The 25,768-nt window shown below is 71.3% G+C and carries 24 protein-coding genes and 1 tRNA gene; 19 read left to right on the forward strand and 6 right to left on the reverse strand.

The window, feature by feature from the left end; all coding sequences use genetic code 11:
* The first annotated feature begins 8 nt into the window (after positions 1-8).
* The 6 genes from ACZZ9K_RS06785 (at position 9) to ACZZ9K_RS06810 (ending at position 5,956) form a co-directional block, all read left to right on the forward strand.
* A complete protein-coding gene (locus tag ACZZ9K_RS06785) occupies positions 9-1,103 on the forward strand; it encodes a FecCD family ABC transporter permease (protein ID WP_463443641.1) in 1,095 nt (364 codons plus the stop codon).
* On the forward strand, positions 1,100-2,017 hold the full coding sequence (locus ACZZ9K_RS06790) for an ABC transporter ATP-binding protein (protein ID WP_138804111.1): 918 nt from the start codon (positions 1,100-1,102) through the stop codon (positions 2,015-2,017). The genes ACZZ9K_RS06785 and ACZZ9K_RS06790 overlap by 4 nt, the downstream gene beginning before the upstream one ends.
* An 11-nt stretch (positions 2,018-2,028) precedes the next feature.
* Entirely contained in the window at positions 2,029-3,048 is a 1,020-nt protein-coding gene (locus ACZZ9K_RS06795; protein ID WP_138804110.1) for an ABC transporter substrate-binding protein, read from the forward strand.
* Positions 3,049-3,250: 202 nt separating this feature from the next.
* Positions 3,251-3,820 (forward strand): GNAT family N-acetyltransferase, encoded by a 570-nt coding sequence (locus tag ACZZ9K_RS06800; RefSeq protein ID WP_463443642.1) that lies wholly within the window; start codon positions 3,251-3,253, stop codon positions 3,818-3,820.
* A 55-nt stretch (positions 3,821-3,875) separates the two neighbouring features.
* Positions 3,876-4,067, forward strand: a complete 192-nt coding sequence (locus ACZZ9K_RS06805) for a hypothetical protein (RefSeq protein ID WP_027466139.1) — start codon at positions 3,876-3,878, stop codon at positions 4,065-4,067.
* Positions 4,068-4,189: 122 nt separating this feature from the next.
* Positions 4,190-5,956, forward strand: a complete 1,767-nt coding sequence (locus ACZZ9K_RS06810; protein ID WP_463443643.1) for a hypothetical protein — start codon at positions 4,190-4,192, stop codon at positions 5,954-5,956.
* A gap of 104 nt (positions 5,957-6,060) precedes the next feature.
* Here ACZZ9K_RS06810 and ACZZ9K_RS06815 read toward each other — a convergent pair whose 3' ends face one another.
* Positions 6,061-6,555 (reverse strand): MarR family winged helix-turn-helix transcriptional regulator, encoded by a 495-nt coding sequence (locus tag ACZZ9K_RS06815; RefSeq protein WP_138804107.1) that lies wholly within the window; start codon positions 6,553-6,555, stop codon positions 6,061-6,063.
* A 104-nt stretch (positions 6,556-6,659) separates the two neighbouring features.
* Here ACZZ9K_RS06815 and ACZZ9K_RS06820 point away from each other — a divergent pair, with 104 nt between their 5' ends.
* A complete protein-coding gene (locus tag ACZZ9K_RS06820) occupies positions 6,660-7,592 on the forward strand; it encodes an NADP-dependent oxidoreductase (RefSeq protein WP_463443644.1) in 933 nt (310 codons plus the stop codon).
* A gap of 59 nt (positions 7,593-7,651) precedes the next feature.
* Positions 7,652-8,641 carry an alpha/beta hydrolase gene (locus ACZZ9K_RS06825; RefSeq protein ID WP_111057625.1) on the forward strand — a complete coding sequence of 330 codons (990 nt, stop codon included), beginning with the start codon at positions 7,652-7,654 and terminating at the stop codon, positions 8,639-8,641.
* 46 nt (positions 8,642-8,687) lie between these two features.
* On the opposite strand, the gene bla is transcribed toward ACZZ9K_RS06825, so the two are convergent.
* On the reverse strand, positions 8,688-9,662 hold the full coding sequence (gene bla, locus ACZZ9K_RS06830; RefSeq protein ID WP_463443645.1) for a class A beta-lactamase: 975 nt from the start codon (positions 9,660-9,662) through the stop codon (positions 8,688-8,690).
* A 42-nt stretch (positions 9,663-9,704) separates the two neighbouring features.
* Here bla and ACZZ9K_RS06835 point away from each other — a divergent pair, with 42 nt between their 5' ends.
* Positions 9,705-10,262: a GNAT family N-acetyltransferase gene (locus tag ACZZ9K_RS06835; protein WP_463443646.1), complete on the forward strand. Its 558-nt coding sequence runs from the start codon at positions 9,705-9,707 to the stop codon at positions 10,260-10,262.
* A gap of 84 nt (positions 10,263-10,346) precedes the next feature.
* Here the strand turns inward: ACZZ9K_RS06835 and ACZZ9K_RS06840 are convergent, their stop codons facing one another.
* Entirely contained in the window at positions 10,347-11,849 is a 1,503-nt protein-coding gene (locus ACZZ9K_RS06840; protein ID WP_463443647.1) for a mannitol dehydrogenase family protein, read from the reverse strand.
* Positions 11,850-12,034: 185 nt separating this feature from the next.
* Here ACZZ9K_RS06840 and ACZZ9K_RS06845 point away from each other — a divergent pair, with 185 nt between their 5' ends.
* From ACZZ9K_RS06845 to ACZZ9K_RS06890, 10 genes are all read left to right on the forward strand, one after another.
* Positions 12,035-12,673 carry a TetR/AcrR family transcriptional regulator gene (locus tag ACZZ9K_RS06845; RefSeq protein WP_027466131.1) on the forward strand — a complete coding sequence of 213 codons (639 nt, stop codon included), beginning with the start codon at positions 12,035-12,037 and terminating at the stop codon, positions 12,671-12,673.
* Positions 12,674-12,760: 87 nt separating this feature from the next.
* Positions 12,761-15,412 (forward strand): MMPL family transporter, encoded by a 2,652-nt coding sequence (locus tag ACZZ9K_RS06850; protein ID WP_463443648.1) that lies wholly within the window; start codon positions 12,761-12,763, stop codon positions 15,410-15,412.
* 134 nt (positions 15,413-15,546) lie between these two features.
* On the forward strand, positions 15,547-15,990 hold the full coding sequence (locus tag ACZZ9K_RS06855; protein WP_017888357.1) for a MarR family winged helix-turn-helix transcriptional regulator: 444 nt from the start codon (positions 15,547-15,549) through the stop codon (positions 15,988-15,990).
* A gap of 51 nt (positions 15,991-16,041) precedes the next feature.
* Positions 16,042-16,254 (forward strand): hypothetical protein, encoded by a 213-nt coding sequence (locus tag ACZZ9K_RS06860; RefSeq protein WP_027466129.1) that lies wholly within the window; start codon positions 16,042-16,044, stop codon positions 16,252-16,254.
* Positions 16,255-16,318: 64 nt separating this feature from the next.
* The gene (locus ACZZ9K_RS06865; RefSeq protein ID WP_463443649.1) at positions 16,319-17,413 is read left to right on the forward strand and encodes an alkene reductase; all 1,095 of its coding nucleotides are present in this window, start codon (positions 16,319-16,321) and stop codon (positions 17,411-17,413) included.
* Positions 17,414-17,522: 109 nt separating this feature from the next.
* Positions 17,523-19,649 (forward strand): acyltransferase family protein, encoded by a 2,127-nt coding sequence (locus ACZZ9K_RS06870; protein ID WP_463443650.1) that lies wholly within the window; start codon positions 17,523-17,525, stop codon positions 19,647-19,649.
* A gap of 171 nt (positions 19,650-19,820) precedes the next feature.
* Positions 19,821-21,482 carry a glycoside hydrolase domain-containing protein gene (locus tag ACZZ9K_RS06875; protein WP_463443651.1) on the forward strand — a complete coding sequence of 554 codons (1,662 nt, stop codon included), beginning with the start codon at positions 19,821-19,823 and terminating at the stop codon, positions 21,480-21,482.
* A gap of 29 nt (positions 21,483-21,511) precedes the next feature.
* Positions 21,512-21,727 carry a hypothetical protein gene (locus ACZZ9K_RS06880; RefSeq protein ID WP_138804098.1) on the forward strand — a complete coding sequence of 72 codons (216 nt, stop codon included), beginning with the start codon at positions 21,512-21,514 and terminating at the stop codon, positions 21,725-21,727.
* Entirely contained in the window at positions 21,724-22,404 is a 681-nt protein-coding gene (gene aroQ, locus ACZZ9K_RS06885) for a gamma subclass chorismate mutase AroQ (protein WP_463443652.1), read from the forward strand. The genes ACZZ9K_RS06880 and aroQ overlap by 4 nt, the downstream gene beginning before the upstream one ends.
* A gap of 92 nt (positions 22,405-22,496) precedes the next feature.
* On the forward strand, positions 22,497-23,129 hold the full coding sequence (locus tag ACZZ9K_RS06890) for a TetR/AcrR family transcriptional regulator (RefSeq protein ID WP_463443653.1): 633 nt from the start codon (positions 22,497-22,499) through the stop codon (positions 23,127-23,129).
* A gap of 159 nt (positions 23,130-23,288) precedes the next feature.
* On the opposite strand, the gene ACZZ9K_RS06895 is transcribed toward ACZZ9K_RS06890, so the two are convergent.
* The 3 genes from ACZZ9K_RS06895 to ACZZ9K_RS06905 form a co-directional block, all read right to left on the reverse strand.
* A tRNA-Arg gene (locus ACZZ9K_RS06895) sits at positions 23,289-23,361 on the reverse strand.
* A 110-nt stretch (positions 23,362-23,471) separates the two neighbouring features.
* Positions 23,472-24,257, reverse strand: a complete 786-nt coding sequence (locus tag ACZZ9K_RS06900) for a dienelactone hydrolase family protein (protein WP_412147658.1) — start codon at positions 24,255-24,257, stop codon at positions 23,472-23,474.
* 29 nt (positions 24,258-24,286) lie between these two features.
* Complete coding sequence (locus tag ACZZ9K_RS06905; protein ID WP_463443654.1) at positions 24,287-25,708, reverse strand: glucose-6-phosphate dehydrogenase; 1,422 nt, start codon at positions 25,706-25,708, stop codon at positions 24,287-24,289.
* Positions 25,709-25,768 lie beyond the last annotated feature (60 nt).

Consider the following 25,768-nt stretch of genomic DNA (forward strand, 5'->3'; position numbering starts at 1 on the left):
GGGCAGCGGTGCGCAGCACCGGCAGCACGCCCGCCCCCGCTCCCCACACCCCCGGCCGCGCCGGCATCCGCATCGGCCCCGTCGGCCTCGCCTGGCGCCCGCGGGTGTTCTGGTACACCGTCGCCTCGCTCGCCACCGTCCTGGTACTCATCGTGATCGGGACGGCGGTCGGCTCGACGTGGATCGCTCCCGGGGTCGTCATCCGGTCCCTGCTCGGCCTGGAGTCCGGGCCGGACGCCTTCATCATCACCACCCTGCGCCTGCCCCGCGTGCTCACCGGCGCACTCGTCGGCCTGACGCTCGGGGTCGCCGGCGCGCTCACCCAGACCTTCACCCGAAACCCCCTCGGCACCCCGGACATCATCGGTGTCACCGCGGGCGCGAGCGTCGGTGCGGTCGCGGCCATCGTGCTCGGCGGCGGGACGTACTCGGTCTCGTCCCTGCTGCTCGGTGGCGGGATCCCGGTGGCCGCCACGATCGGCGCCCTGGTCGCTGCGGTCCTGGTGTACGGCCTGGGCTGGCGCGGCGGTGTGCAGAGCTACCGGCTCGTGCTGGTCGGCATCGGCGTGAGCGCGACGCTCGACGCCGTGACCAGTTACCTGCTCGTCCGCGCGAAGATCACCGTCGCCACCGCGGCGTCGCAGTGGCTCGTCGGCAGCCTGTCGAGCACCTCGTGGGAGAGCGTCTGGCCGCTGCTCGTGGTGGCCGCCGTCGCGGTGCCGATCGCACTGGCGACGAGTGCGGCGCTCGGCATCGGGCAGCTCGGCGACGAGGTCGCGACGGGCGTCGGACTCGGCGTCCAGCGGCACCGGCTGCTCGTCATCGCGCTCGCGGTCGTGCTGACCGCCGCCGCCGTGGCCGCCGCGGGGCCGGTCGGATTCGTCGCGTTCGTCGTACCGCAGGTCGGGCTCCGGCTCGCCGGCACGAACCGGCCGCCGCTGCTGCTCGCCGGTGCCCTCGGCGCCGTGCTCGTGCTCGCCGCCGACCTGCTGTCCCGTTCCGCGTTCCCGTGGCAGGTGCCGGTCGGCATCATCACCACCGTGATCGGGGCGCCGTACCTGATCTGGCTCCTCGTCCGTCACCGCAAGGAGATGTCCCGATGACAACACCGCACCCGCACGACACCCCCGTCCTCGAAGCCACGGCCCTGTCAGTCGGCTACGACCGCCAGCCCGTGCTGCGCGACCTGGACCTGCGCATCGAACGCGGCACCGTCACGACGTTCCTCGGCGCGAACGGCTGCGGCAAGTCGACGCTGCTCAAGGCGTTCGGCCGCGTGCTCAAGCCGCAGGCCGGCGAGGTCCTGCTCGACGGCACCCCGATCCGCAGGGAGCCGAACCGCCAGGTGGCCCGCAAGCTCGCGATCCTGCCGCAGTCCCCCGTCGCCCCCGCTGGCACCAGCGTCCTCGACCTGGTGATGCGCGGCCGGAACCCGCACCAGTCGTGGGCGAAGCCGTGGACCGCCGAGGACGCGGCCGTCGCCGAAGAGGCCATCGCCGCCACCGGTCTGACCGAGGTGGCGCACCGCGACGTCACGAGCCTGTCCGGCGGGCAGCGCCAACGTGCCTGGATCGCCATGGTCGTCGCACAGCAGGCCCAGACGCTCCTGCTCGACGAGCCGACGACCTACCTGGACCTCGCGCACCAGCTCGAGGTCCTGCGGCTCGTCCGGCGGCTGAACCGCGAGCAGGGTTCGACGATCGTGATGGTGCTGCACGACCTGTCGCTCGCGGCGCGGTACTCCGACCGGCTCGTGGTGCTGCACGACGGCGGGGTCGTGGCCGACGGCACACCCCACGACGTCCTCACCCCTGCCCTGCTCGAGCACGCGTTCGGTCTGCACGCCCGGGTGTTCCCCGACCCGGTGACCGGTGCGCCGATGATCGTGCCCGAGGCGGACGAGCACGACCCCGTGCCGAGCGCTCCCACCGAGCACACCGTGCCGGGCGCCCGGACCGAGCACACGGTCCCGACGAAAACCGAAGACGTGCTGGCAAGTGCCGCGAACTTAGGTTAGCCTCTCCTAACGTGAAGACCTCCCGACGTGGCCACCTGCGCGCCGCCCTCCTGACCTCCGTGACCGTCTCGGCACTCCTCCTGACCGGCTGCTCGAGCACCGGCAACTCGAACGACTCCGACTCCGACGGCGGCACCGCCGCGTCGAAGGCGTGGTCGTACGAGGACGCCACGGGCGCCACCGTGAAGGTCGACCACACGCCGAAGCGCGTCGTCGTGCTGAACGACATCGCCCTGTCGTTCATCGAGTACGGCCTGAAGCCCGTCGGCACCTTCGGGCAGCTGACGATGGCGAAGGACGCCCGCTTCGAGGGCCTGGACACCGACGGCATCACGCAGCTCGGCACCGCCTACGGCGACATCGACCTCGAGCAGCTCGCCGCGCTCAAGCCCGACCTCGTCGTCACGTCGGTCTACCCGACCGACGCCAAGGGCACGCTCGACACGAAGCAGCCCGGCTACGGCTTCAAGGACACGGCGCAGGAGAAGCAGATCGAGGCCATCGCGCCGGTCGTCCAGGTGAAGTGGGGCGGCAAGGGCGAGGACGTCATCGAGAAGATCGCGGAACTGTCCGAGTCCCTCGGCGCGAAGGAGTCGACGGTCGACGCCGCCGAGAAGCGCTTCGACACCGCGGCCGACGAGCTCGAGAAGGTCTCGAAGGAGAAGGACCTGTCGGTCGTCTCGATGTACGCCGACGGTGACGGCGCCTACGTCACCCGCCCGACCGACGAGCCGTCGCTGCAGATGTACGCGTCGTACGGGGTCGACTTCGTCAACCCGAAGCCCGAGGGCTTCTACTGGGGCATCTACTCGTGGGAGAACGCCGGCCAGATCACCGGTGACGTGCTGCTGCTGTCGCAGCAGGGCTACCAGGTCGCCGACCTGGAGAAGCAGCCGACCTTCGCCGACAACGCCGCGCTCGAGGCGGGCCAGGTCCACAGCTGGACGTTCCCGGCCCTCGACTACGCGTCGCAGGCCGACTACATGACCAAGCTCGCGGGCTGGCTCGAGGACAGCAAGAAGCTTTCCTAGGACCCACGCCCAGGGCGGCCTGGAGGCGCGGTGCCAGCTGGCACCGCGCCTCCAGGCCGTTCGTGGTCCCGTTCCGGGCCGTCAGCCGACCGCGTCCGTGTCGCCGCCCGGCGCAGCGCAGCCTGACCACCGGTCGCGCGCCGTTGGGAGCACCACGGTCGCGGGGGTGGCGGGATCGCCGGGGCCGGAGGATCATCGGCCCATGGAGTACTCGACGGCGTTGCTCACCGAGGAGACGTGGCCCGACTTCGCCGCGCTCGTGACCCGCAGCAACGGCGTGTGGGGCGGGTGCTGGTGCATCGGTTTCCACCCGGACGGTCCACGCGGGACGCCCGACCCGACGGTGTCCCACCAGGAGGCGAAGCACCGGCACGTGCGGAACGGCACGAACCACCAGGTGCTCGTCTACGCCGACGGCACGGCGGTCGGCTGGTGCCAGTTCGGGCGGCCGGTCGAGCTGCCGACGATCCTGAACCCCGGCGCCTACGCCCGGGATGCCCAGGCGCCGCCGGACTGGCGGATCGGCTGCGTGTTCGTCGAGTCCCGACACCGCGGTCAGGGGGTCGCACGCGCCGCGGTCACGACCGCGCTCGAGGAGATCCGGCGGGCGGGTGGCGGGACCGTCGAGGCCTACCCGGAGCAGACGGTCGAGCGGAAGCCGCAGCGCGGGGCCTACCTGCACACCGGACCGGAAGAACTGTTCACGCAGTTCGGGTTCGTGCGCGACCGTCGCATCGCCAAGTGGCGGTGGGTGATGCGCACGACGGTGTGACCGTCGTACCCGCTCGACGCCGCACTGCCAGCCCGGCGCGCGTACCGTGGGCACCGTGACACGCACCGCTCCGGTACGACCGCACCGCCTCGCCCTCATCGGCGCCGCCGTGGCCCTGGTGATCGGGGTCGGACTGCTCTTCACCCCCTGGGACGGGCCGGTCATCGTGCTCGCCTGGGCGCTCATCGTCGCCGCGGTCGTGCTCGGCGCCATCACGTTGTTCTTCGTGCGGGCTCCCCGCAGCTAGTGCCCCACCGGGGGCACTTGTCCCCTTTTCTCCCGACTGTCCGAGCGCGGCAACGGGTCTACGGTCTGTCCCGTGCGGCAACGACGCCGCACGATGACGAATCGAGCATCATGCAACGACGGATGAAGCGAATCCTCGCGCTCGCCCTGAGCGTCGGTGTCGTGGGGGCACTGGCTCCGGCGATCTCGGCCCAGGCAGTCGCCACGAGCGACACCCCGGACTTCGGCAGCAACGTGAAGATCTACGACCCCACGGTGCCGGCGTCGACCATCCAGGCCGACGTCGACGCGGCGTTCACCAGCCAGCTCCGCAGCACGACGGCGCAGTTCGGCACGCAGCGGCACGCCTTCCTGTTCAAGCCCGGCAGCTACGGCCGGGTCTGGGCGAACCTCGGCTTCTACACGTCGGTCGCCGGGCTCGGCAAGAACCCCGACGACGTCACGATCAACGGTGCGGTGAACGTCGACTCCGGGTGGAATGCCGGCGACGAGAAGAACGCGACACAGAACTTCTGGCGGTCGGTCGAGAACGTGGCGATCACGCCCGAGAGCGGAACCGACCGGTGGGCGGTGTCCCAGGCCGCTCCGATGCGCCGCGTCCACGTGAAGGGCAACCTCACGATGGGCCCGTCGAACCAGGACGGTGGGCAGGGGTACTCGTCCGGCGGCTACATCGCCGACACCAGGGTCGACGGCACGGTGACCTCCGGGTCCCAACAGCAGTGGTACACGCGGAACTCGACCATCGGGGCGTGGCAGGGCGGCAACTGGAACATGACCTTCTCGGGGGTCCAGGGCGCCCCGGCGAACGACTTCTCGAAGAGCTACACGACGCTCGCAACCACGCCGACCACACGGGAGAAGCCGTACCTGTACGTGGATTCGTCGAACAAGTACCACGTGTTCGTCCCCTCGCTCAAGCAGAACGCGAGCGGTGTCACGTGGCCGAACACCGCTGGCACCGACCTCCCGATGCGGAACTTCTACGTCGCTCACCCGGGCGACTCGGCCGCCACGATCAACGCCGCTCTGGCGCAGGGCCTCAACCTCTTCTTCACGCCGGGCACGTACCAGCTCGACTCGCCGATCGCCGTCACCAGGGCGGACACCGTCGTGACGGGCATCGGCTTCCCGACCCTCGTCCCCACCAGGGGCAACGCCGTGCTGACGTCGACGGACGTCGCCGGGGTGAACGTGTCGAACCTCGTCGTGGACGCCGGCGCGCAGAACAGCGCACAGCTCGTCCGCCTCGGCAGCGCTGGGTCGCACGTCGACCACGCGGGAGATCCGCAGAGCATCCAGGACGTCTTCTTCCGCGTCGGTTCGAGCGTGCAGGGCAAGGCGACGACCACCCTGCAGGTGAACGCCGACGACACACTCATCGACCACATCTGGGCCTGGCGGGCCGACCACGGCGGCGCGCCGACGGGCTGGAACGTCAACACCGGCGCGACCGGGGTCGAGGTGAACGGCAACGACGTGCTCGCCACCGGGCTCTTCGTCGAGCACTACCAGAAGTACGAAGTGCTCTGGAACGGTGAGAACGGCAGGACGATCTTCTTCCAGAACGAGATGCCGTACGACGTCCCGGACAACGCATCCTGGCAGAGTCCGACCGGCGCGGGCTACGCGGCCTACAAGGTGGCGTCCTCGGTCACGAAGCACGAGATCTGGGGCGGCGGCGTCTACGCCTTCTTCAACACGAACCCGTCCGTGCACGCCGACCGGGCGTTCGAGGTCCCGCAGACCGCCGGCGTCCGCGCCCACGGGCTCGTCACGGTCTCGCTCGGCGACACGGGCACCATCTCGAGCATCATCAACGGCGTCGGCGGCGCGGTTCCCACCCCTGCGGGCAACACCGCTCCGAACCGACTCGCGTCGTACAACTGATCGGCACCCGTGGGAGCGGATGCTCCTGACGGTGCGCACGGGAGCGTCCGCTCCTGACGGACGACGGCCGGCTGCTCCACGAGCAGTCGGCCGTCGTCCTGCGATCAGCTGCGCTTCCGGGACGCGGCCGATCGAGGCGGGTCCGCACGCAGGTGCTCCGCCGCTCCCCCGAGGATCCGCGCGAGGTCGTCGACGTCCGCGTCCGACATCGACGCGAACAGCAGGGTGTGCAGCGCCTCGATGTGCCCGGGGAAGACCGCGGCGAGGACGTCACGACCGGCACGGGTGATCGTCACGACCGTGCTGCGTTCGTCGTCGGGCGAGGGCCCACGGGTGACCAGTCCACGCTGCTCGAGCAGTTGCGCCTGGTACGTCAACCCGCTGCGGCTGTAGACGACCCCGTCGGCGAGGTCGGTCATGCGCTGTTGCCCGCCCGGGGCGTCACCGAGCCGGGCGAGCAGCTGGAACTGCACGTAGCTCAGGCCGCCCACGTCGCGCAGCTGCCGCTCGACCGCGTGGCGCAGCAGGCTGCTCACCTCGGTGAAGGCGAAGTACGCCCCGAGCTGCGTCGGGGTCAGGGAGTTCGGCGCATCGGTCACGGAACCCATCCTACCCATTGCTTCGAGTTCGAAGCAGTGCTAGTGTCGCCGTCAGGTACTTCGAACTCGAAGCACAACGTGCAACACCGACGAAGGGCACGATCATGCAGGCAGTACGGTTCCACGAGGTCGGCGGTCCCGAGGTGCTCCGCACCGAGGACGTCGAGCAGCCCACCCCGGGCGCCGGGCAGGTGCGACTCCGCGTCGCCGCCTCGGCGTTCAACGCGGCGGACAACGGGATGCGGGGCGGGTTCCTGCCGATCCCGGTCCAGCTGCCGCACGTCCCCGGCTACGACGTGTCCGGCACCGTCGACGCGCTCGGCGACGGCGTCGAGGGGATCGCGGTCGGGGACGCCGTCATCGCGTTCCTGCCGATGGAACGCGACGGCGGGGCGGCCGAGTACGTCGTCGCCCCGGCGGACGCGGTCGTCGCCGCACCGACGAGCATCCCGCTGCCCGACGCGGCGGCCCTGCCCTCGGTGGCACTCACCGCGTGGCAGGCACTGTTCGACGACGGGCAGCTCGAGGCTGGCCAGCGCGTGCTGGTCATGGGCGCCGGAGGCGTCGTCGGGAAGTACGCGATCCAGCTCGCCGTGCGCGCCGGGGTCCACGTCATCGCGACGGCGAGTCCGCGCAGCATCGAGGCCGTCCGGGCAGCCGGCGCCCACGAGGTGATCGACCACAGCACGACCGACGTCCGCGCCGCCGTGACGGAGCCGGTCGACGTGCTGCTCAACCTCGCCCCGATCGACCCGCAGGACTTCACGGCACTCGTCGACGTCGTGCGCGACGGCGGCGCGGTCGTGAGCACCACGGCGTTCATGGCCACGCCGGGCGACGAGTCCCGCGGGGTCCGGGCGGCGACGGTGTTCGTCCTGCGCAACCGCGAACGCCTGGCGGAGCTGGTGTCCCTGGTCGACGCCGGGGCGCTCACGGTCGAGGTCACCCGGCGCATCCCACTGGCAGAACTGCCGTCGCTGCACGCCGAGGCGGCCGCGGGACGGATCAGCGGCAAGGTCGTGGTCCTGGCCGGGTGACGGCGGCGCGACCCCGCCGCACCCGCACCACCCGCAGCAGCGCCGGATACGCTCGGCGCATGACGGACCAGGGGTGGCACGAGGACGTGCTCGGAGCACCGTACGAACGGCTCGAACTGCCGCTCGGCACCGACTCCGAGGGCCCCGTCGTCGCCACCCTGGTCCGCCGCCGGCACACCCCGACGGACCTGCTGCTGCACGGCCGCGGGCCCCTGCACGGGGTCGACGTGCTCTACGTGCACGGCTGGTCGGACTACTTCTTCCAGGTCGAGCTCGCCGAACGCCTCGAGCGACTCGGTGCCCGGTTCCACGCGCTGGACCTGCGGAAGTACGGTCGGAGCCTGCGCCCGTACCAGACCCCGGGCATGGTCGACGACCTGGCCGTGTACGACGAGGACATCGCCGCGGCGCTCGACGCGATCTCGGCCGAGCACCCCGGCTCGGACCGCCGCCGGCTCGTCCCGATGGGCCACTCCACGGGTGGCCTGACCCTGTCGCTCTGGGCAGCCCGGCACCCGGAGCTCGTGCACGGCCTCGTGCTGAACAGCCCGTGGCTCGAGTTCCAGGCCACCGCGGTCGGCCGGGCCATCGTCGCACCGGTCATCAAGCTCGGTGCCCGGCGGAACCCCCTCGCTCCGATGCCCGCCGTCGACCCCGGCTTCTACACCCGCACCGTCTCGGCCGAGGGCGAGGGGTCGTGGACCTACGAACAGAAGTGGCGGCCGGAGCGCGGCTTCCCCCTGCACCCCGGGTGGCTCGCCGCGGTCTTCGACGGCCAGGCACAGGTCGAGAAGGGCCTGGGCATCGGGGTCCCGACCCTGGTGATGCTGAGCGACAAGAGCATGCTCCAGCCGCGGTGGGACCCCGGGATGGCGCGCGCCGACGTCGCCCTGAACGTCGACACGGTGGCGCACCGCTCGCTCTCCCTGGGCGAGGAGGTCACGGTCCGCCGGCTCGAAGGTGCCCTGCACGACGTGGTGCTGTCCGCGCCGGAGGTGCGGGAACGGGCGTACGACGCCATCGGGCGCTGGGCGACCACCCTCCGCTAGTCCCGCGACGACAGTCCCGCGACGATGATCCCGCGACGCGTGCGACTCAGTCGCTCAGCCCGGCGACCGCGGCACGGGTCGCCGCGGCGACGAGCGCGTCCGACGGCTCCGCACCGGGATCGGCCCGGCTCGTCATCACGACGAGCACGATGGGCGCCCGCCCGGGCGGCGTCACGATCGCGATGTCGTTCCGCACCCCGGAGGACGCCGTGCCGGTCTTGTCGGCGACCTGCCACGACGGGTCCACCCCGGCACGGATCGTCGCGTCGCCGGTCGTGTTGCCGAGCATCGCCTCGCGGAGCACCCGCCGGTCGGCGGCGTCGAGGGCGTCCCCGAGCAGCACGGTCCCCAGGTCCGCCGCGAACCGCTCCGGTGTCGTCGTGTCCCGTGGGTCGCCCGGGGTCGCCTCGTTCAGGTCGGGTTCGACCCGGTCGACACGCGTCGTCCGGTCCCCGATGCCGCGCAGCCACCGCTCGACGGCGTCCGGCCCGCCGAGCCGCTCCACCAGCAGGTTCGCCGCGGTGTTGTCGCTGGAGCGGAGCGCGGCGTCGATGAGCTCGCGCACCGTCATCCCGGTGTCGACGTGCTCGCTCGTCACGGGCGCGTACTCGAGCAGGTCGCCGCGGTCGTAGTGCACGACGGTCGCCAGGTCGGCGTCGGACGAGGCGCCGAGGACCGCCGCCGCGATGAACACCTTGACCGTCGACGCGAACGCGAACCGCTCCCCCGCACGGTGCGCGATCGTCCGACCGTCCCCGGTGTCGACGGCGACGACCCCGAGCCGTGCGTCGTACCGCCGTTCCAGCGCCGCGAAGGCCCGGGCGGTGGCCGGGTCGGTCGACGGCGCCACGGACTCGGAAGCCGACCCAGAACCAGAAGCCGTTGCAGAAGTCGACGCAGACGCCGACGCCGACGACGTCGGCCCGGTCGACGCCCCACCCGGGCCGCCGGAGCACCCCACCAGCCCGACCAGCACCAACGCCGTCAGGGCCGCGGTCGTCGTCCCCGTCCCACCTCGCACGCCCCGAGCTTGCCCGATGACCGTGCAACTACCCTGATCGGCATGCCAGCTCCCGCCGTCCACCTCACCCGCCTGGACCCCACAGGCGCCGACCGTCAGGAGTTGCTCGCGTTCCTGACGTCCGAGGAGTTCCCGTTCCACGTCCGACGCCGCATCAGCGCGGCCGACGCGGAGAGCGCCGTCGACTCCGGTGCCTACCGCGACGACGAGCACGACACCTCCTGGCTCGACCACGACGACCACGGCCGCATCGGTCTGGTCCGCCTCGAGGACCTGGCCGATCCCGTCCCCCTGTTCGACCTGCGCCTGGCCGGTCGGTTCCGGGGTCGGGGCCTCGGGGCCCCCGCCCTGCGTGCGGTGACCGACCACGTGTTCACGACGATGCCGGCGATCACGCGCTTCGAGGGCCAGACCCGCGAGGACAACACCGCCATGCGCCGGGTCTTCGTCCGCGCCGGGTGGGTGCAGGAGGCCCACTACCGCGAGGCGTGGCCCGTCGACGGCGGCCCGGCCGTCGGGTCGGTCGGCTACGGCGTGCTGCGTCGCGACTGGGAGACGGGCGAGACCACCCCGGTGCCGTGGGACGACGTCGCGCGGTGAGCGGCTGACGGCAGCCGCCAGCAGGCGGACGGGAGGCCCGTGGCGGCGCCGCCACGGGCCTCCCGTCCGTCGGTCGGTCGCGTCTCAGGACCGCGACAGGCGCGCCACGGTGGCGTGCGCGCCGTTCGCGATGAGCCCGTCCAGGGCGTCGCGGTACGCCGCGACGAACCGTTCGTCGTCGACCAGGTCGCCGAAGACCTGGCGGTTCGCGACGAAGGCGAGGCGGTCCTCGCGCTGGGTCAGGGCGATGCGGTGCAGGGGCTCGGCGAGCCGGTCGACGATCTCGATGGGTTCACCGGACTCGTCGGTGCCCTCGTCGTAGCGGGCCCACGACGCGACGATGCCGGCGGACAGCGTGACGGGCCGACCGGCGGCCAGGTTCTCGCGCACGACGGGGAGCAGCCACTTCGGGATCCGGTCGCTCGACTCGGCGCAGAGCCGGGCGAGGGTGTCGCGCACCTCGGGGTTCTGGAAGCGCTCGATGAGGGTCGACTTGTAGTCCTCCAGGTCGATGCCGGGCACCGGGTGCAGCGTCGGCGTGCCCTCGTCGTCCATGTAGCGGCGCAGGAAGGTCGCGATAGCCGGGTCCTGCGTGGCCTCGTGCGCGTAGCGGTACCCGGACAGGTACCCGAAGTAGCAGAGCCCCTGGTGGCTGGCGTTGAGGAGCCGGAGCTTCATGAGTTCGTACGGCTCGACGTCGTCGACGAGCTGGACGTCGGCGTCCTCGTAGGGCGGGCGGCCAGCGGGGTGGTCGTCCTCGAGCACCCACTGGAAGAACGGTTCGGCGACGACGGGCCAGGCGTCGTCGATGCCGAGCTCGTCGCGGACCCAGGCGCGGTCCTCGTCGGCGGTGACCGGGGTGATGCGGTCGACCATCGAGTTCGGGAACGCCACGTGCTCGTCCATCCAGTCCGCGAAGGCCGGGTCCTGCAGCCGGGCGTAGGCGGTGAACATCGACCTGGCGACGTGCCCGTTGCCCTGGATGTTGTCGCAGGACATCACGGTGAACGGGTCGAGGCCGCGGTCCCGTCGGCGGCGCAGTGCCTCGACCACCAGGCCGAACACCGTGCGGGGCGGGCCGTCGCCGCGCAGGTCGGCCGCGACGCCGGGCTCGTCGGCCGCGACGCCGGGCTCGTCGGCGACGAACTCGCCGGTGACGTGGTCGAAGTTGTAGCCGCCCTCGGTGATGGTCAGGCTGACGATCCTGGTGTCCGGGTGCGCCATCTTCTCGACGACGGCGTCGGGGTCGTCGACGGCGAGCAGGTACTCGACGATGCTGCCGACGACACGGGACTCGCGGGTGCCGTCCGGGTGCTTGAGGACGAGTGTGTACAGCCCGCCCTGTTCTGCCATCGCGGTCGCCATCCGACGGTCCTGCTCGAGCACGCCGACGCCGCAGATGCCGTACTCGCGGGCTTCGCCCTGCTGCAGGAGCCGGTCGATCACCATCGCCTGGTGCGCGCGGTGGAACCCGCCGACGCCGAAGTGGACGATGCCGGCGGTGATGCCGTCGCGGTCGTAGGTGGGCACGGCGACACCGCTCGCGGCGATCTCGTCGAGGGTCTCCGGGGACAGGCGGACGGGCATCGGGTACTCCTTCGTACGGCGGCGGATCCGCGGGCGGTGACGCGGCGGTTCGTCCGTCCAGTCTGGCACCCGACCCCTCCGACAGAACAGTGGTGCAGCACATGCGTTCTGCTCCGGGGGACGAACCTGGGGATGCACTCAACCTCGTTGCACCGAGTGCATCGATGCACCTAGTGTTCCGTCTCGTGACCATCGCGACCGACCGCCGTGCTGCCCTCAAGGCGAAGCACCGCGCGGCGATCCTGCAGGCCGCTCGCGACCTGATCGACGAGCGCGGCGGCCGCGACTTCAGCGTGGACGACCTCGCCGCCCGGGCGGACATCGCCCGGCGCACCGTCTTCAACCACTTCGCCTCGCTCGACGAGGTCCTGCTCGCCGTGTGCGAACAGGAGCTGTCCGTCATCATCGACCGGTTCCTCGCCGACATGGCCCGGACCCCGGTGGGCGACGGCAGCCGGGCGTCGATGTTCGACGAGCTCGAGTCCGCCGCCCGCGGTGCCGACCTGGCTCCGGCGATCGCCAGCATGTACCGGATCCTCGGCGACCCTGGCAAGGACGACCCGAAGGCCGCGGTGCTGACCCAGACGGCGTTCTCGCGTGTGACCGAACGGCTCCGGCACGAGGTCGCCCGGCGCTACCCGGCCGCCGACCCCCTCGACGCCGCACTGCTCGTCGAGTCGCTCATGAGCGGCATCGTCGTCATCGCGGAGCACTGGCTGGCGACGTCCGGCCCCGAGCTCGACCAGCCGGCGCTCGACGCGTGGGACGACCTGCTCGCCCGACTCGTGCACAGCGTCCGCAGCGGCTACATGGCCGACGACTGACACCGCCCCACCTCCTCATCCCCCAGGGGTCCACCGGCGCACCCCGCACCACCAGCACCTGACAACGAAAGGACCGCAGGCAACCGCATGGCCGGTCTCCTCTACCGTCTCGGACGGTTCTCCGCACGACGCCACTGGCTCGTGATCATCACCTGGGTCGCGATCATGGCCGTCGCGGGCGTCACGTACACGCTCTTCGCCGGCACGATCTCGTCGTCGATCACGATCCCGAACACCAAGACCAGTCAGGTGCAGGACCAGCTCGCCGACAAGTTCCCGTCGGCGAACGGCGGCAACGGCACGATCGTCTTCGAGACGAAGGACGGCAAGGCGTTCTCGTCGTCGCAGCAGTCCGAGATCGACGACTTCCTGACCAGCCTCGAGAAGCTCGACGGCGTCAAGGGCACGACGAGCGGCTTCGCCACCCAGCAGCAGCTCGACGACCAGCGGCAGAAGATCGTCGACGGGCGCGACCAGATCGAGTCCGGTCGCGCGAAGATCGAGACCGGCCAGCAGCAGCTCGACGCCCAGAAGGCGCAGCTCGAGTCCGGCAAGCAGAAGATCCAGGACGCCCAGGCGCAGCTCGACGCGCAGAAGGCCCAGGCGCAGGCAGCCGGCGGCGCGGCCGTCCCCGCCGCACAGGCGCAGGCCGCGGCCGCCCAGCTCCAGCAGGCGCAGGCGCAGATCGACGCCCAGCAGGCCCAGATCGACGCCGGAGCGCAGCAGATCGCGACCGCCCAGAAGACGATCGACACGAACAAGCAGAAGCTCGACGACAACGAGCAGCAGCTCGAACAGGGCTCGGACCTGCTCGACCTGTCGAAGGACATCCGCTTCGTGTCGGACAACGGCAGCGCCGCGATCGGCACCGTGCAGTTCACGAAGTCGACCTACGAGGTTCCCGCGGACACGAAGACCGCCATCGCGGACGACGCCGAGTCGGCCGACATCCAGGGTGTCAACGTGTACGTCTCGAACGACATCGCACAGGGCGTGCCGTCGATCCTCGGCCCGGGTGAGATCGGCGGTGTCATCATCGCCGCGATCGTGCTGCTCCTGATGCTCCGCACCGTCATCGGCGCCGCGGTCCCGCTCGTCAGCGCCGTCCTCGGCGTCGGCGTCGCCTCGCTCACCGCCCTGTCGTTCTCGAGCGTCGTCGAGTTCATCTCGGTCACGCCGGTGCTGGGGGTGATGCTGGGCCTGGCGGTCGGCATCGACTACTCGCTGTTCATCCTGAACCGGCACCGGACCCAGCTGAAGCAGGGCATGCAGGTGCACGAGTCGATCGGGCTCGCGAACGGCACCTCGGGCAACGCCGTGGTGTTCGCCGGTGCGACGGTCATCGTCGCGCTGCTCGCGCTGAACATCACCGGCATCCCGTTCCTCGGCCTGATGGGCACCGTCGGTGCGGTCGCGGTGCTCTTCGCGATCCTCATCGCGACCTCGTTCACCCCGGCCCTGCTGTCGCTCATCGGCATGCGGATCCTGCGGAAGAAGGAGCGCGCGAAGATCGGCAACACCGACTCCACGCGGATCCCGAACAAGCCGATGTCGAGCTGGCGCGCGGTCATCACGCTCGTCCTCGGCGTCGCGGTGCTCGGCACCATCGCCCTGCCCGCGACGCAGATGCGCCTCGGCCTGCCGAGCGGTTCGTCCGAGGCCGTCGAGTCGAGCCAGTACAAGGCCTACAAGGCACTCGAGAAGGAGTTCGGCGCCGGTCAGAACGGCCCGCTGCTCGTCGTGGCGACCCTGCCGGAGTCGATCAGCAAGAGCGACGTCACCGCGACCGAGGTCACCATCGGCCAGGCGATCGCGAAGAACGACGACGTGGAGGCCGTCCTGCCGATCGGGGCCTCGAAGGACCGCGACATCATCGCGTTCCAGGTGAAGCCCGCCGGCGGCCCGGACAGCGTCTCCACCGAGAACGTCGTGAAGGACCTGCGCGAGCAGACCGTCTCCACCGACGACGGCAAGGTCACGCTCGGCGTCGCCGGCAACGCGTCGGCGAACATCGACGTGTCCGAGAAGCTCTCGAACGTGCTGCCGCTCTACCTCGTGGTGGTCGTCGGGCTGTCGCTGATCATCCTGATCATCGTGTTCCGGTCGTTCCTCGTGCCGATCACCGCCACCGCCGGGTTCATCCTGTCCGTGCTGGCGTCGTTCGGTGGACTGACCGCGATCTACCAGTTCGGCTGGCTCGGCTCGGTCTTCGGTGTGCACGACCCGGCACCGATCCTGAGCTTCCTGCCCATCATCGAGATCGGCATCCTGTTCGGTCTGGCGATGGACTACCAGCTGTTCCTGGTGTCCGGCATGCGTGAGGCCTACGCCCACGGTGCGAGCGCGAAGGTGGCCGTCCAGCGCGGTCTGCACGCGGGTCGCGCGGTGGTCACGGCAGCCGCGATCATCATGATCTCCGTGTTCGCGGGCTTCATCTTCTCGGACTCGTCCACCATCAAGCCGATCGGCTTCGGGCTGGCCTTCGGTGTGCTGATCGACGCCTTCGTCGTCCGCATGCTGCTCATCCCGTCGGCGATGCACCTGCTCGGCAAGAGCGCCTGGTGGTTCCCGAAGTGGCTCGACCGCATCGTGCCGGACGTCGACGTGGAGGGCGCGAAGCTCGAGCGCACCCACCCGGTGGCCGGCCACGAGGACACGCACACCGGCACCCACGCGCTCCCCGTGGAGCCGGACGCGAACGCGCACGACTCGGGGCACCCGCCCGCGCACCGCGCGTAGTCGACGCACCAGCGCCACCACCCTGGAGGCCCGGCGCCGGTCCACGAGACCGGCACCGGGCCTCCAGGCCGTCGCGCCCACCGCCCCGGGTCGCGAGCACGCCACTTCGTGCACGAACGAAGTACCCTGAACGCATGACCCAGACCGCCCCGGACCCGCTCGCGCTCGACCGGCAGCTCTGCTTCGCACTCGCGGCGACGAGCCGCAGCGTCATCGGGCTGTACCGCGACCTGCTCGAACCGATGGGCCTGACCCACCCGCAGTACCTCGTCATGCTCGCCCTGTGGGAGCGGGACCCGCGATCGGTGCGCGAGATCGCCGGCGAACTGCGACTCGACTCCGCGACGCTGAGCCCGCTGCTCAAGCGACTCGAGGCCTCCGGGTACGTCCGCCGCACGCGCAGCGCCGCCGACGAACGCCAGCTCGAGGTCTCCCTGACGACCGCCGGGCACGCCCTGCGCGACCGCGCCCAGGCGGTCCCGCTCGCCGTCGCCGACCGGCTCGGGTGGCCACTCGCCCGGCTCGAGTCCCTGAAGGACGAGCTGACCGAGCTGCTGGAGCGCGTCGACCAGGTGTGATCCGCGGCCATCGGTGCCATAATGGTTCGTGCACGAACGAAAGGATGCACCGTGGGACGCTTCGGCCAGTGGTACGAACGGTGGAACACGACGCTCATCAACAAGATGGGCCCCTCGCAGATCGGCGCCGGTCGCCCCGAGGGCATCGACGACCGGACAATCGACCGGGGGTGCCCCCTGTGCGGCAAGCCCCTCTCGCAGCACCAGGTGATCCGGCCTGAGGGCCAGGTCCGCTCCTCGACGCTGGTGTGCCCGCGCGACTGACCGCGCTGCCTGAAGAAGTGCTCCGAGGCGGAATTGCATCGGACAACTCGTCGTTCGCCCTGAGGTGAAGCTCTTCGAACCCGCCTCCATCGGCGCCCTGTCCCTGTCGAACCGCGTCGTCATGGCCCCGCTCACGCGCACCCGCGCCGGCGAGCACGGCGTCCCGAACGACCTGCTCGTCGAGCACTACCGGCAGCGCGCCGGCCTCGGCATGATCATCACCGAGGGCACCTGGCCCGTGCAGGAGGGCCGCTCCTACCCCGGGCAGCCCGGCATCGAGACCGAGGACCAGATCGCCGGCTGGCGCCGCGTGACCGACGCCGTGCACGCCGCCGGCGGCACGATCGTCATGCAGCTCATGCACGGTGGCCGCGTCTCGCACACCGACATCTCGCAGACCCCGCGCATCGTCGCCCCGTCCGCCATCGCCGCCCCCGGGCAGACGCACCTGGCCGACGGCTCGAAGGCCGACATGCCCGTCCCGCACGAGCTGACCACCGCCGAGGTGCAGGAGGCCGTGCAGGGCTTCGTGCAGGCCGCCCGCAACGCGATCGCCGCCGGGCTCGACGGCGTCGAGGTCCACGGCGCCAACGGCTACCTGGTGCACGAGTTCATGTCGCCGGTGTCGAACACCCGCACCGACCAGTACGGCGGCTCCCCCGAGAACCGCGCACGCTTCGCGATCGAGGTCACGACCGCCATCGCCGAGGCCATCGGCGCCGACCGCACCGGCATCCGCCTGTCGCCCGAGCACGGGATCCAGGGCGTCATCGAGGACGACGCCGACGACGTCCGCGCCACCTACACCGCCGTCGCCGAGGGCCTCGCGCCGCTGGGGCTCGCCTTCGTCGACGTCCTGCACGCCGAGCCGACCGGCGACCTGGTGCAGCACGTCCGCCGCACCGCGGGTGCGCCGTTCATCGTGAACTCGGGCTTCTCGTCACTCACCACCCGCGACGAGGCCATCGCGATCGTCGAGGGCGACCACGCCGACGCCGTCGCCGTGGGCCGCGCCGCGATCGCCAACCCGGACCTCGCGCACCGCTGGGAGCACGACGCCGAGCTCAACGAGCCCCGTCCGGAGCTCTTCTACGGCGCGACCGCCGAGGGCTACACCGACTACCCGTCGCTGGCCGAAGCGCGCGCGACCGTCGCGTAGTCGACGCACCACCTGACGGACGGGAGGCCCGTGGCGGTGTCGCCACGGGCCTCCCGTCGGTTGCGGGGATGGTTCCGAGGCGACACACGCTTCTCGTAGGATCGTGGCAGTGAACACTGCAACGTCGGGCGAGCGCGGCCCCGCGCACCAGGCGCGCGACACGACGCGGTGGGACATCCAGGGGCTCCGCGCCTTCGCGGTCCTGTCGGTCGTCGTCTACCACCTGTGGCCACACGCGCTCCGCGGTGGGTTCGTCGGCGTCGACGTCTTCTTCGTGATCTCCGGTTTCCTCATCACCGGACACCTGGTGCGCGAACAGCTCGCGACCGGCGCCATCCGCCTCGGCCGGTTCTGGTCGCGCCGGGCGAAGCGTCTCCTCCCCGGCGCGTTCCTGACGATCCTGGTCACGGGCGGCGCCGTCCTGGTGGCCGTGCCCAACACGCTCTGGGGCCAGTACGGGCGCGAACTCATCGCGTCGACGATCTACCTGCAGAACTGGGAGCTGGCGGCGAGCGCGGTCGACTACCTGGCCTCGACGAACGATCCCTCGCCCTTCCAGCACTTCTGGTCGCTGTCCGTCGAGGAGCAGTTCTACATCGCGCTGCCCCTGGCGCTGATCGGGCTCGGGTTCCTCGTCCGTCGGCGCTGCTCGCCCCTGACGACCGCGCGACTGCTGCTCGGCGGCGTCGTCGTGCTGTCGCTCGCCTGGAGCATCGTGCAGACCAGCACGAACCCCGGCGTCGCGTACTTCTCCACCGGCACCCGCGCGTGGGAGTTCGCCCTCGGCGGGCTCGCCGCCACCGTCCGTCTGCCCGAGGTCCGCACCGACGTCGCCCGACGGGTACGCCTCGTGCTGGCGAGCACCGGTGCCGCCGCGCTCGTCCTGTCGCTCGTCGCCATCGGCCCCGGCACACCGTTCCCCGGTGTCGCCGCACTGCTCCCCGTCGCGGGGGCCACCCTCATGGTGCTCTTCGGTGGGAGCACCGTGTTCGCGACGCTCGGCGCCCTCGCCCCGATCGCGTTCACCGGGCGCATCTCGTACTCGCTCTACCTGTGGCACTGGCCGCTCGTCGTGATCCTGCCGATCGCCCTCGGACACCCGCTCGGCTGGGCGACCAGCGCCGCTGTCCTGCTCGTCTCCTTCGGACTGGCCGCGGTCACGACCGTCTGGTTCGAGGAACCCGTCCGGTTCTCGGCCTGGATGCGCGACCTCCGGCCGCAGGGCACCGTCGCGCTCGGCGTCATCTGCACCTTCACCGTCGCCACCCTCGGTGCCGCGACCCTGACCGTCGTCCACGTCCAGGACGTGCAGGCCGAGCGCGCCACGCAGCAACTCACGAAGCAGCTCACCAGCCAGCGTGGCCAGGACGACCCGTCGTGCATCGGTGCGGCGGCGCTCATCGGCTCCGCGCACCCCTGCGTCGACCCGAGCCTGGCCGACGTGCGCATCCCCGCCCCCGCTTCGGCCGCACGCGACGACGCGAACCGTGGCGAGTGCTGGAACGAGGTCTTCACGACCTGCGTCCTGGGCAAGGCGACCGGGTGGTCGAAGCACCTCGTCGTGATCGGCGACTCGCACAGCAACGCCCTGCTCGGAGCGTACGAGCGGATCGCCGACGACAACGGGTGGCGGATCGACCTGGCGGGCACCGGTGGGTGCTACCTCACCACCGCGCGACAGAGCTCCGTCAGCACCGACTTCATGCGCAAGTGCGACGACTGGAAGCACCAGGCGATCGACTTCGTCCGAGCCCACCGGGACGCCGACGCCCTGGTCGTCACCCACTCGGCCACCCAGCGACCGGTCGACCTGCCCGCCGGCGCAGCCCGCGACGCGGCGACCCGCGACGGCCTCGTCGATGCCTGGGAGCAGGCGGCCGGCGACGACCTGCCGGTGATCGCCATCCGCGACAACCCGGTGCCCCGACCCGACGTCGTGGAGTGCGTGAGCAGGATGTCCGGACCGACGAACAGCTCGTGCGACCAGCCGCGCTCAGAGGCCTTCCGGCAGACCGACTCGACGGACGACGCCGTGCGGGCGTTCAGGGCCGCCGGGGGTCACGCCGCGGAGGTCGACCTGACGGACCACTACTGCACCGCGACGACCTGCCCGGCGGTGATCGGCGGCGTGCTGGTCTACCGCGACAAGTCGCACGTGACGGCGACGTGGGCCTCGTCGCTCGCGCCGTACCTGGAGCGCGGGCTGCAGGACCGGTTGGCGGCGTTCGCGCGCTGAGCAGGGCGGCCCGAGCGGCCGGACTGAGCGCTTCATCAGACGATCGTCTGTCGAATTGCAGGACCGTCCCAAGTTGAGGGACGAAGTTGCTCGGACCATGCCGCGGCCATCAGCATCGCACAGTGCGATCGACGGCCAGCGGACGCTCGAGGCAACTGAAGGGGCACCCCCGTGCACATCTCGCGCCGAACTGCGCTCATCGGCATCACCGCCGCCGTCCCGCTCGTCACGACCGCACTCGCGGCCCCGGCCGACGCCGCCACCCCGTCCGGCGCGGCGGACTCCACCGGATCGACCGGTTCCTCCGGCTCCGCCGACTCGGGCGTGCTCGCCGTGCAGCGCTGGCTCAACACGACCTTCGGGCACCTGCACGGGTGGGTGCACGTCGACGAGGACGGACTGACCGGCAGCGGCACCGTGCTCGGGATCGTGCAGGCCACCCAGTCGCTCCTCGGCATCTCCCCCGTCGTCGCGACGCTCGGGCCGACGACCCGTCGGAAGCTCGAGCAGCACGGCGACGTCGGGGCCGAGACGGGTGCCGACGCCGCGACCTGGTGCCGGCTCGTCCAGGCCGGACTCGTCTGCAAGGGTGCTGCGACCGTGACGCTCACCGGCGAGTACGACGCGGCCACCGTCGCGGCCGTGCAGGCGCTCCGGTCCGACCTGGGTGCCGAGCCCGGAGCACTCCCGCTGTCGGCCCACCTGTTCGGCGCCCTCCTGACCGTCGACCCGGTCCGGCTCGCCTCCGGCGGATCCCGATCGGTGCGCGCGGTGCAGCAGTACCTCAACCGCACCTACGCCGAGGCGACCGGCGGCGCGTACGGCAGCACGAGCGGGCTCGTCGACACGAGCACGTACTCGGCCGCGATCCGCGCGGTGCAGGTCGCGGTGGGTGTCACGGTCGACGGCGCCTGGGGACCGGGGACGGCTGCCGCGCTCCGTGCCGCGGGACCGAGCGTCGTCGCGGTCGGGGCCACCGGCGCCTGGGTGCTGCTCGTCAAGGCGCTCCTGGTGCTGAACGGCGAGCGCGTCGTGTTCAGCAGTGCATACTCGGCAGCGGACGCCGCGGTGGTCCGTGCGTTCCAGCAGTTCCAGGCGTTCCCGCCGGCCGAGCAGACCGGGACGTGCGACGCCGGCACGTGGGCAGCCCTGGCCGCGAGCACGGGTGATCCGGACCGCGCGACGACCGGTGCCGACACCGCGGTGCGCCTCGACGACGCCAGTGCGGCCGCTGTCCGTGCGTCCGGTGCCACCGGCGTCGGCCGCTACCTCACCAACCACCAGCAGTCCGGAGCACTCGACAAGGCCCTGACCCCCGCCGAACTCCGTGTGATGGCGAGCGCCGGGCTCGGGCTGTGGCCGATCTTCGAGGAAGGCGGGTTCACTGCCTCGTGGTTCACCGAGGAGCAGGGTGTCCGCGACGCCCACCGCGCCCACGACGCCGCCCGACAGCTCGGGATCCCGAAGCAGACCACCGTCTACTTCGCCGCCGACTTCGACGCTTCGGCGGCGCAGGACGAGTCGCTCGTGGTGCCGTACTTCCGCGGCGTCGCCGCCGGCCTGCGGGACCGCGGGAACCTGTACAAGGCGGGCGTCTACGGTTCCCGCGCCACGTGCACCGCCGTGAGCAGCGCCGGACTCGCGCACTTCTCGTTCGTCGCCGGGATGTCGCCAGCCTGGGCGGGCAACCAGCTCGAGCCCCTACCGGGCAACTGGTCGCTCAACCAGATCCAGAACCGCACGGTCGGGTCGGGCAACGGATCCACCGAGATCGACGCCGTGGTGGACTCCGGGCGCGACCCCGGCGTCCCCGCGGCTCGGCTGGTCGGCTGACCGGCTGCCGACCGGGATCGAGCACCGCCGTGACCACCACGACCCCGCGTGAGCCGCGCGCCGCGTTCCCGCACCGTGCCACCTACGTCTTCTCGAACTTCGAGGAGGCGATCTCGATGGACTGCTACTGCGACGAGGGCGCCGACCACTTCGGCGTCTACCCGTTCTACGACGAGGTCATCAAACCGATCATCGACGATCTGACCCGACGCTTCCGGCGCCGGTTCGGGAAGGAAACCCCGTGAACACCGCACACCCCACCACCCCGACCACCGCCCGGCACCGCAGCCGCCGGACCGCCGCGACGGCCCTGACCCTCGGGCTGCTCGCGGCGGGCATCGCCCTGCCGACCACGGCGGCGAACGCCGACCCCCTGCCCACGTCCGCCGAACCGACGGGTTCCACGATGACCATCTCCCACGACGGTTCCCGTCCCGCGGCGTCGACGGCAGAGCTCGACACCATCGGCGCGCTCATCATCCGCCGACTGGAGCTCGCCGACCCGGTGGCGGAGTCGAAGTGGCTCAGCGGCAAGCCGGTCGCCGACCCGGTGCGCGAACAGGCCGTCGTCGACGAAGCGGTGACCCTGGCGGAGCAGCAGGGCGTCGACCCCGTCCTGGTCACCCGGGTGATCCGCGCGCAGATCGCCGCGAGCAAGGTGGTCCAGCGTGGCCTCATCAACCACTGGACGCACAACCCGTGGACCGCGCCCACGACGGCACCGGACCTGGCGACCATCCGGCCCCAGCTCGACGCCATCGACACGGACCTGGTGACCGCGCTCGGCCAGGCCCAGACCGTCGCCCAGGACCACCGGTGCGCGCACCTGGTGGACGCGGAGCGGAAGCACCTCGACGTCGGACTCGACTCGCTGCACCGGAAGGGGATCGACGTGGCCTGGCACACGTTCTGCGCCGCCTGACGCGGGCAGGGGACGGGCCGTCATCACGAGCGGCCCTAGGATGTGGTGTTCACTGATCGCTCGACTCCGGGCGAGGAAGGACACCGCGCCAGATGAACCAGCGGCAGCTCGCCATGGAGGCGTCTCGACGAGCCATCATCGACGCCGCGGGGCAGCAGTTCGCGGCCTTCGGCTACGAGGCGACCACGTTCTCCCGCGTCGCCGAGGCGATGGGCAAGCCGAAGTCGGCGATCGGGTACCACCTGTTCCCGTCGAAGAAGGACCTGGCGACGGCGGTCATCGAACTGCAGCAGCAGCGCTGGCGTGGACTCTTCGACGCGCTCCCCGCGCAGCCCGGCATCGAGCGGCTGACGGTGTTCCTCCTGACCACCGGGATGGACGTCCGCCGGGGCTCGGTGGCGGGCGGCGCGGTCCGGCTCCTGCACGAACTCGGCAAGGCCGGCGTGCCGGTGCCGCGCGGCTTCGACTGGTTCGAGATGACGCGGGGCGAGCTCGTCAGCGCCGGGGTCGCGGCGGCGGACGTCGACGCGGCCGCGGTCCAGCCGTCCGTCCTGCTGCTCCTCAACACGACGCTGGGCATGGTGGACGGTTCGACGCAGCTGACCGACGACGAGCTCGTGGCGCAGCTCAAGGCGCTGTGGGCACCGCTCTTCACGTCGTTCGGCATCGCCGGTGCGTCGGAGGTCATCGCGGCGGCCCAGCCGTACTCCCCTGCCACTTCGTGAGCAGGAACGGTCGAGTCCAGCTCCGGGACTCGACCGTTCCTGCTCACCGAGTCGCACGGACGTGACGCGCGACGGGTGGACCCGGGCGCGAACGCTGCTGATGAACGAAGAAGGGCCCCGGTGGAATCCACCGGGGCCCTTCGTCTTCCTGCTTGCCTGTGCGCTCGAAGGGACTCGAACCCCCAACCTTCTGATCCGTAGTCAGATGCTCTATCCATTGAGCTACGAGCGCGTGGCCTTGCGGCCGTGGAAGACTCTACAACAGGTGCGGCCCGGGCGCCAATCGAGGCGCTCCGGCCCCCGTGCTCGGCGTGTCGCGAGCGGTCTCCGACGGCCGCACCGTCACAGCGCCGCGGGCTCCTCGTCGAACACCTCGGCCAGGAACACCCGGAGCGCCTGCCACGATCGGCGGTCGGCGCGCTCCTGGTACTGCGCGCCGTGGTCCGGGGCGTCGGTGCCGGGCACCGCGAACGCGTGCATCGCACCGGAGTACGTCACGACCTGCCAGTCGACGTCCGGCGCCGCCCGCATCTCGTCCTGCCACGCGTGCACGGCCTCGTCCGGCACGACGGGGTCGGCTCCCCCGGTGAGGACGAGCAGCTTCGCCCGGATGTCGGCGGCGTCCGAGGGGTCGTGCGCGATGAGGCCGCCGTGGAACGCCACGGCACCGACCAGGTCGGCCCCGGTCCGTGCGAGTTCGAGTGCGGTCGAGCCGCCGAAGCAGTACCCCATGACGACGACGCGGGCGGGGTCGACGTCGGGGTCTGCGAGCAGTCGCTCGAGTCCGGCGGTGGCGCGGGCGCGCAGCAGCGGCAGGTCCTGGTAGAAACCGCCGGCGACCTGGGCCGCGGTGTCGTCACCGGGGCGGACGCCCGCGCCGTAGATGTCCGCGCCGAAGGCGACGTAGCCCAGTCGGGCGAGCATCGTCACCCGTGCCTCGACGTGCTCGTTCACGCCGTGCCAGTCGTGCACGACGAGGACGGCCGGACGAGGGCCCGCGATCGCGGCGTCCTTCGCGAGCACACCGAGCAGTTCGGTGCCCTCGTGGTCGTAGGGCACGTCGTCGACACGGATGTCGGCGCCGGCGGGTTCGGGAACGGTCTGCAGGACGTCGTCGGTGGTGTTCACGTCGCCCGACGCTACGCCGCCGCCCGGGGTCAGGCCTCGATGTTGTCCCAGCCGTCGGGGCCGACGGACCCGGCGGCGTACTCGTCGAGGGGCGCCTTGCCGGCCTTCCACGCGTCGAGGAACGGGCCGACGACCTTCCAGCCCTGCACGGCGCTGTCACCGCGGACCGACAGCGTGGCGTCACCCTCGAGCACGCCGGCCAGCACCTCGCCGTAGGCGCTCAGACGCCCGGGGTTGAAGGTCACCTCGAGGCTCGTGTGGTCGATCGTGTACGGGTCACCGGCGCCGTTGACGTTGAGCTCGAGCTGCATCTCGTCCGGGGCGATCCAGATGCGCAGCCGGTCGGGCAGCTCGGTGCCGGTGAGCCCCTCGGGCACGTGCGGGGAGTCCTTGAACGTGATGACGATCTCGCGGCGCTGCGCGGCGAGCGCCTTGCCGGACCGCAGGGTGAACGGGACGCCGGCCCATCGCCAGTTCGCGATCTCCAGGGTGAGCTGGGCGAGGGTCTCGGTGCCGAGCGACGGGTCCACGCCGTCCTCGTCGACGTACGACGGCAGCTGGCGGTCCCCGACGGTGCCGGCGGTGTACCGGGCGCGCTTGCCCGCGGTGACGACGTCGCCACCCCACGGCCGGACGGCCCGCAGCACGAGCTCCTTCTGGGTGCGCAGGTCGTCGGCATTGATCGAGGCGGGGGCCTCCATCGCGACGACGGCCATCACCTGCAGCAGGTGGCTCTGGATCATGTCGGTGAGCGCCCCGGCCTTGTCGTAGTAGCGCGCCCGGCCCTCGAGCCCGAGGGTCTCGTCGTAGACGATGTCGACGCGCTCGACGTGCTGCGACGACAGCAGCGGCTCGATGATGCGGTTGGCGAAGCGCAGCCCGAGCAGGTTGAGCACGGTGGAGCGGCCGAGGAAGTGGTCGACGCGGTGGATGCGCTCCTCGGGGATGAACGAGTGCAGCAGGTCGTTGAGGTGCGAGGCGCTGTCGGCGTCGGTGCCGAACGGCTTCTCGAGCGCCAGGCGGGTGCCGGCGGCCAGGTCGAGGTGGGCGAGCTGCTCGCAGCTCTTCTCGGTGACCGCCGGCGGCAGTGCGAAGTAGATCGCGGGGTCGTGGTCGCACGCGGCGAGCAGTGCCCGCAGGTCGTCCGGGTCCGTGACGTCGGCCTTCCGGTAGGTCGAGGCGTCGACCACGGCCTGCAGTCGGTCCGGCAGTGACGTCTCCCCCGAGGCGCCCTCGTCCTCCTCGTTCTTGGACGCCTGCGCGTTCTCGAAGGACTCGCGCACCTGCGCCTTCCAGTCGGCGTCGGACAGGTCCTCGACACCGGCCCCGACGAGCTGGACGTCCCAGTCGTCCTTCACCTGGAGCAGGGTGGCGAGGCCGGGCAGGAGCAGGCGCTTGGACAGGTCGCCGCTGGCTCCGAGGATGAGCAGGCTGGTCTGGAGGCTCGACATGCACCAGACCGTACTCACCGTCCCCGGTGGACGGCCGGGCCGCTACGGTGGTGTCAGTCC

The sequence above is a fragment of the Curtobacterium sp. AC268 genome, assembly GCF_979258745.1.

Bases quoted from the DNA above. Each gene is read 5' to 3' on its own strand.
- ACZZ9K_RS06855 (WP_017888357.1), top strand. From the start codon at position 15,547: ATGACCCAGACCGCCCCGGACCCGCTCGCGCTCGACCGGCAGCTCTGC.
- ACZZ9K_RS06890 (WP_463443653.1), top strand. From the start codon at position 22,497: ATGAACCAGCGGCAGCTCGCCATGGAGGCGTCTCGACGAGCCATCATC.
- ACZZ9K_RS06810 (WP_463443643.1), top strand. From the start codon at position 4,190: ATGAAGCGAATCCTCGCGCTCGCCCTGAGCGTCGGTGTCGTGGGGGCA.
- ACZZ9K_RS06820 (WP_463443644.1), top strand. From the start codon at position 6,660: ATGCAGGCAGTACGGTTCCACGAGGTCGGCGGTCCCGAGGTGCTCCGC.
- ACZZ9K_RS06790 (WP_138804111.1), top strand. From the start codon at position 1,100: ATGACAACACCGCACCCGCACGACACCCCCGTCCTCGAAGCCACGGCC.
- ACZZ9K_RS06835 (WP_463443646.1), top strand. From the start codon at position 9,705: ATGCCAGCTCCCGCCGTCCACCTCACCCGCCTGGACCCCACAGGCGCC.
- ACZZ9K_RS06800 (WP_463443642.1), top strand. From the start codon at position 3,251: ATGGAGTACTCGACGGCGTTGCTCACCGAGGAGACGTGGCCCGACTTC.
- ACZZ9K_RS06825 (WP_111057625.1), top strand. From the start codon at position 7,652: ATGACGGACCAGGGGTGGCACGAGGACGTGCTCGGAGCACCGTACGAA.
- ACZZ9K_RS06840 (WP_463443647.1), bottom strand. From the start codon at position 11,849: ATGCCCGTCCGCCTGTCCCCGGAGACCCTCGACGAGATCGCCGCGAGC.
- ACZZ9K_RS06850 (WP_463443648.1), top strand. From the start codon at position 12,761: ATGGCCGGTCTCCTCTACCGTCTCGGACGGTTCTCCGCACGACGCCAC.
- ACZZ9K_RS06905 (WP_463443654.1), bottom strand. From the start codon at position 25,708: ATGTCGAGCCTCCAGACCAGCCTGCTCATCCTCGGAGCCAGCGGCGAC.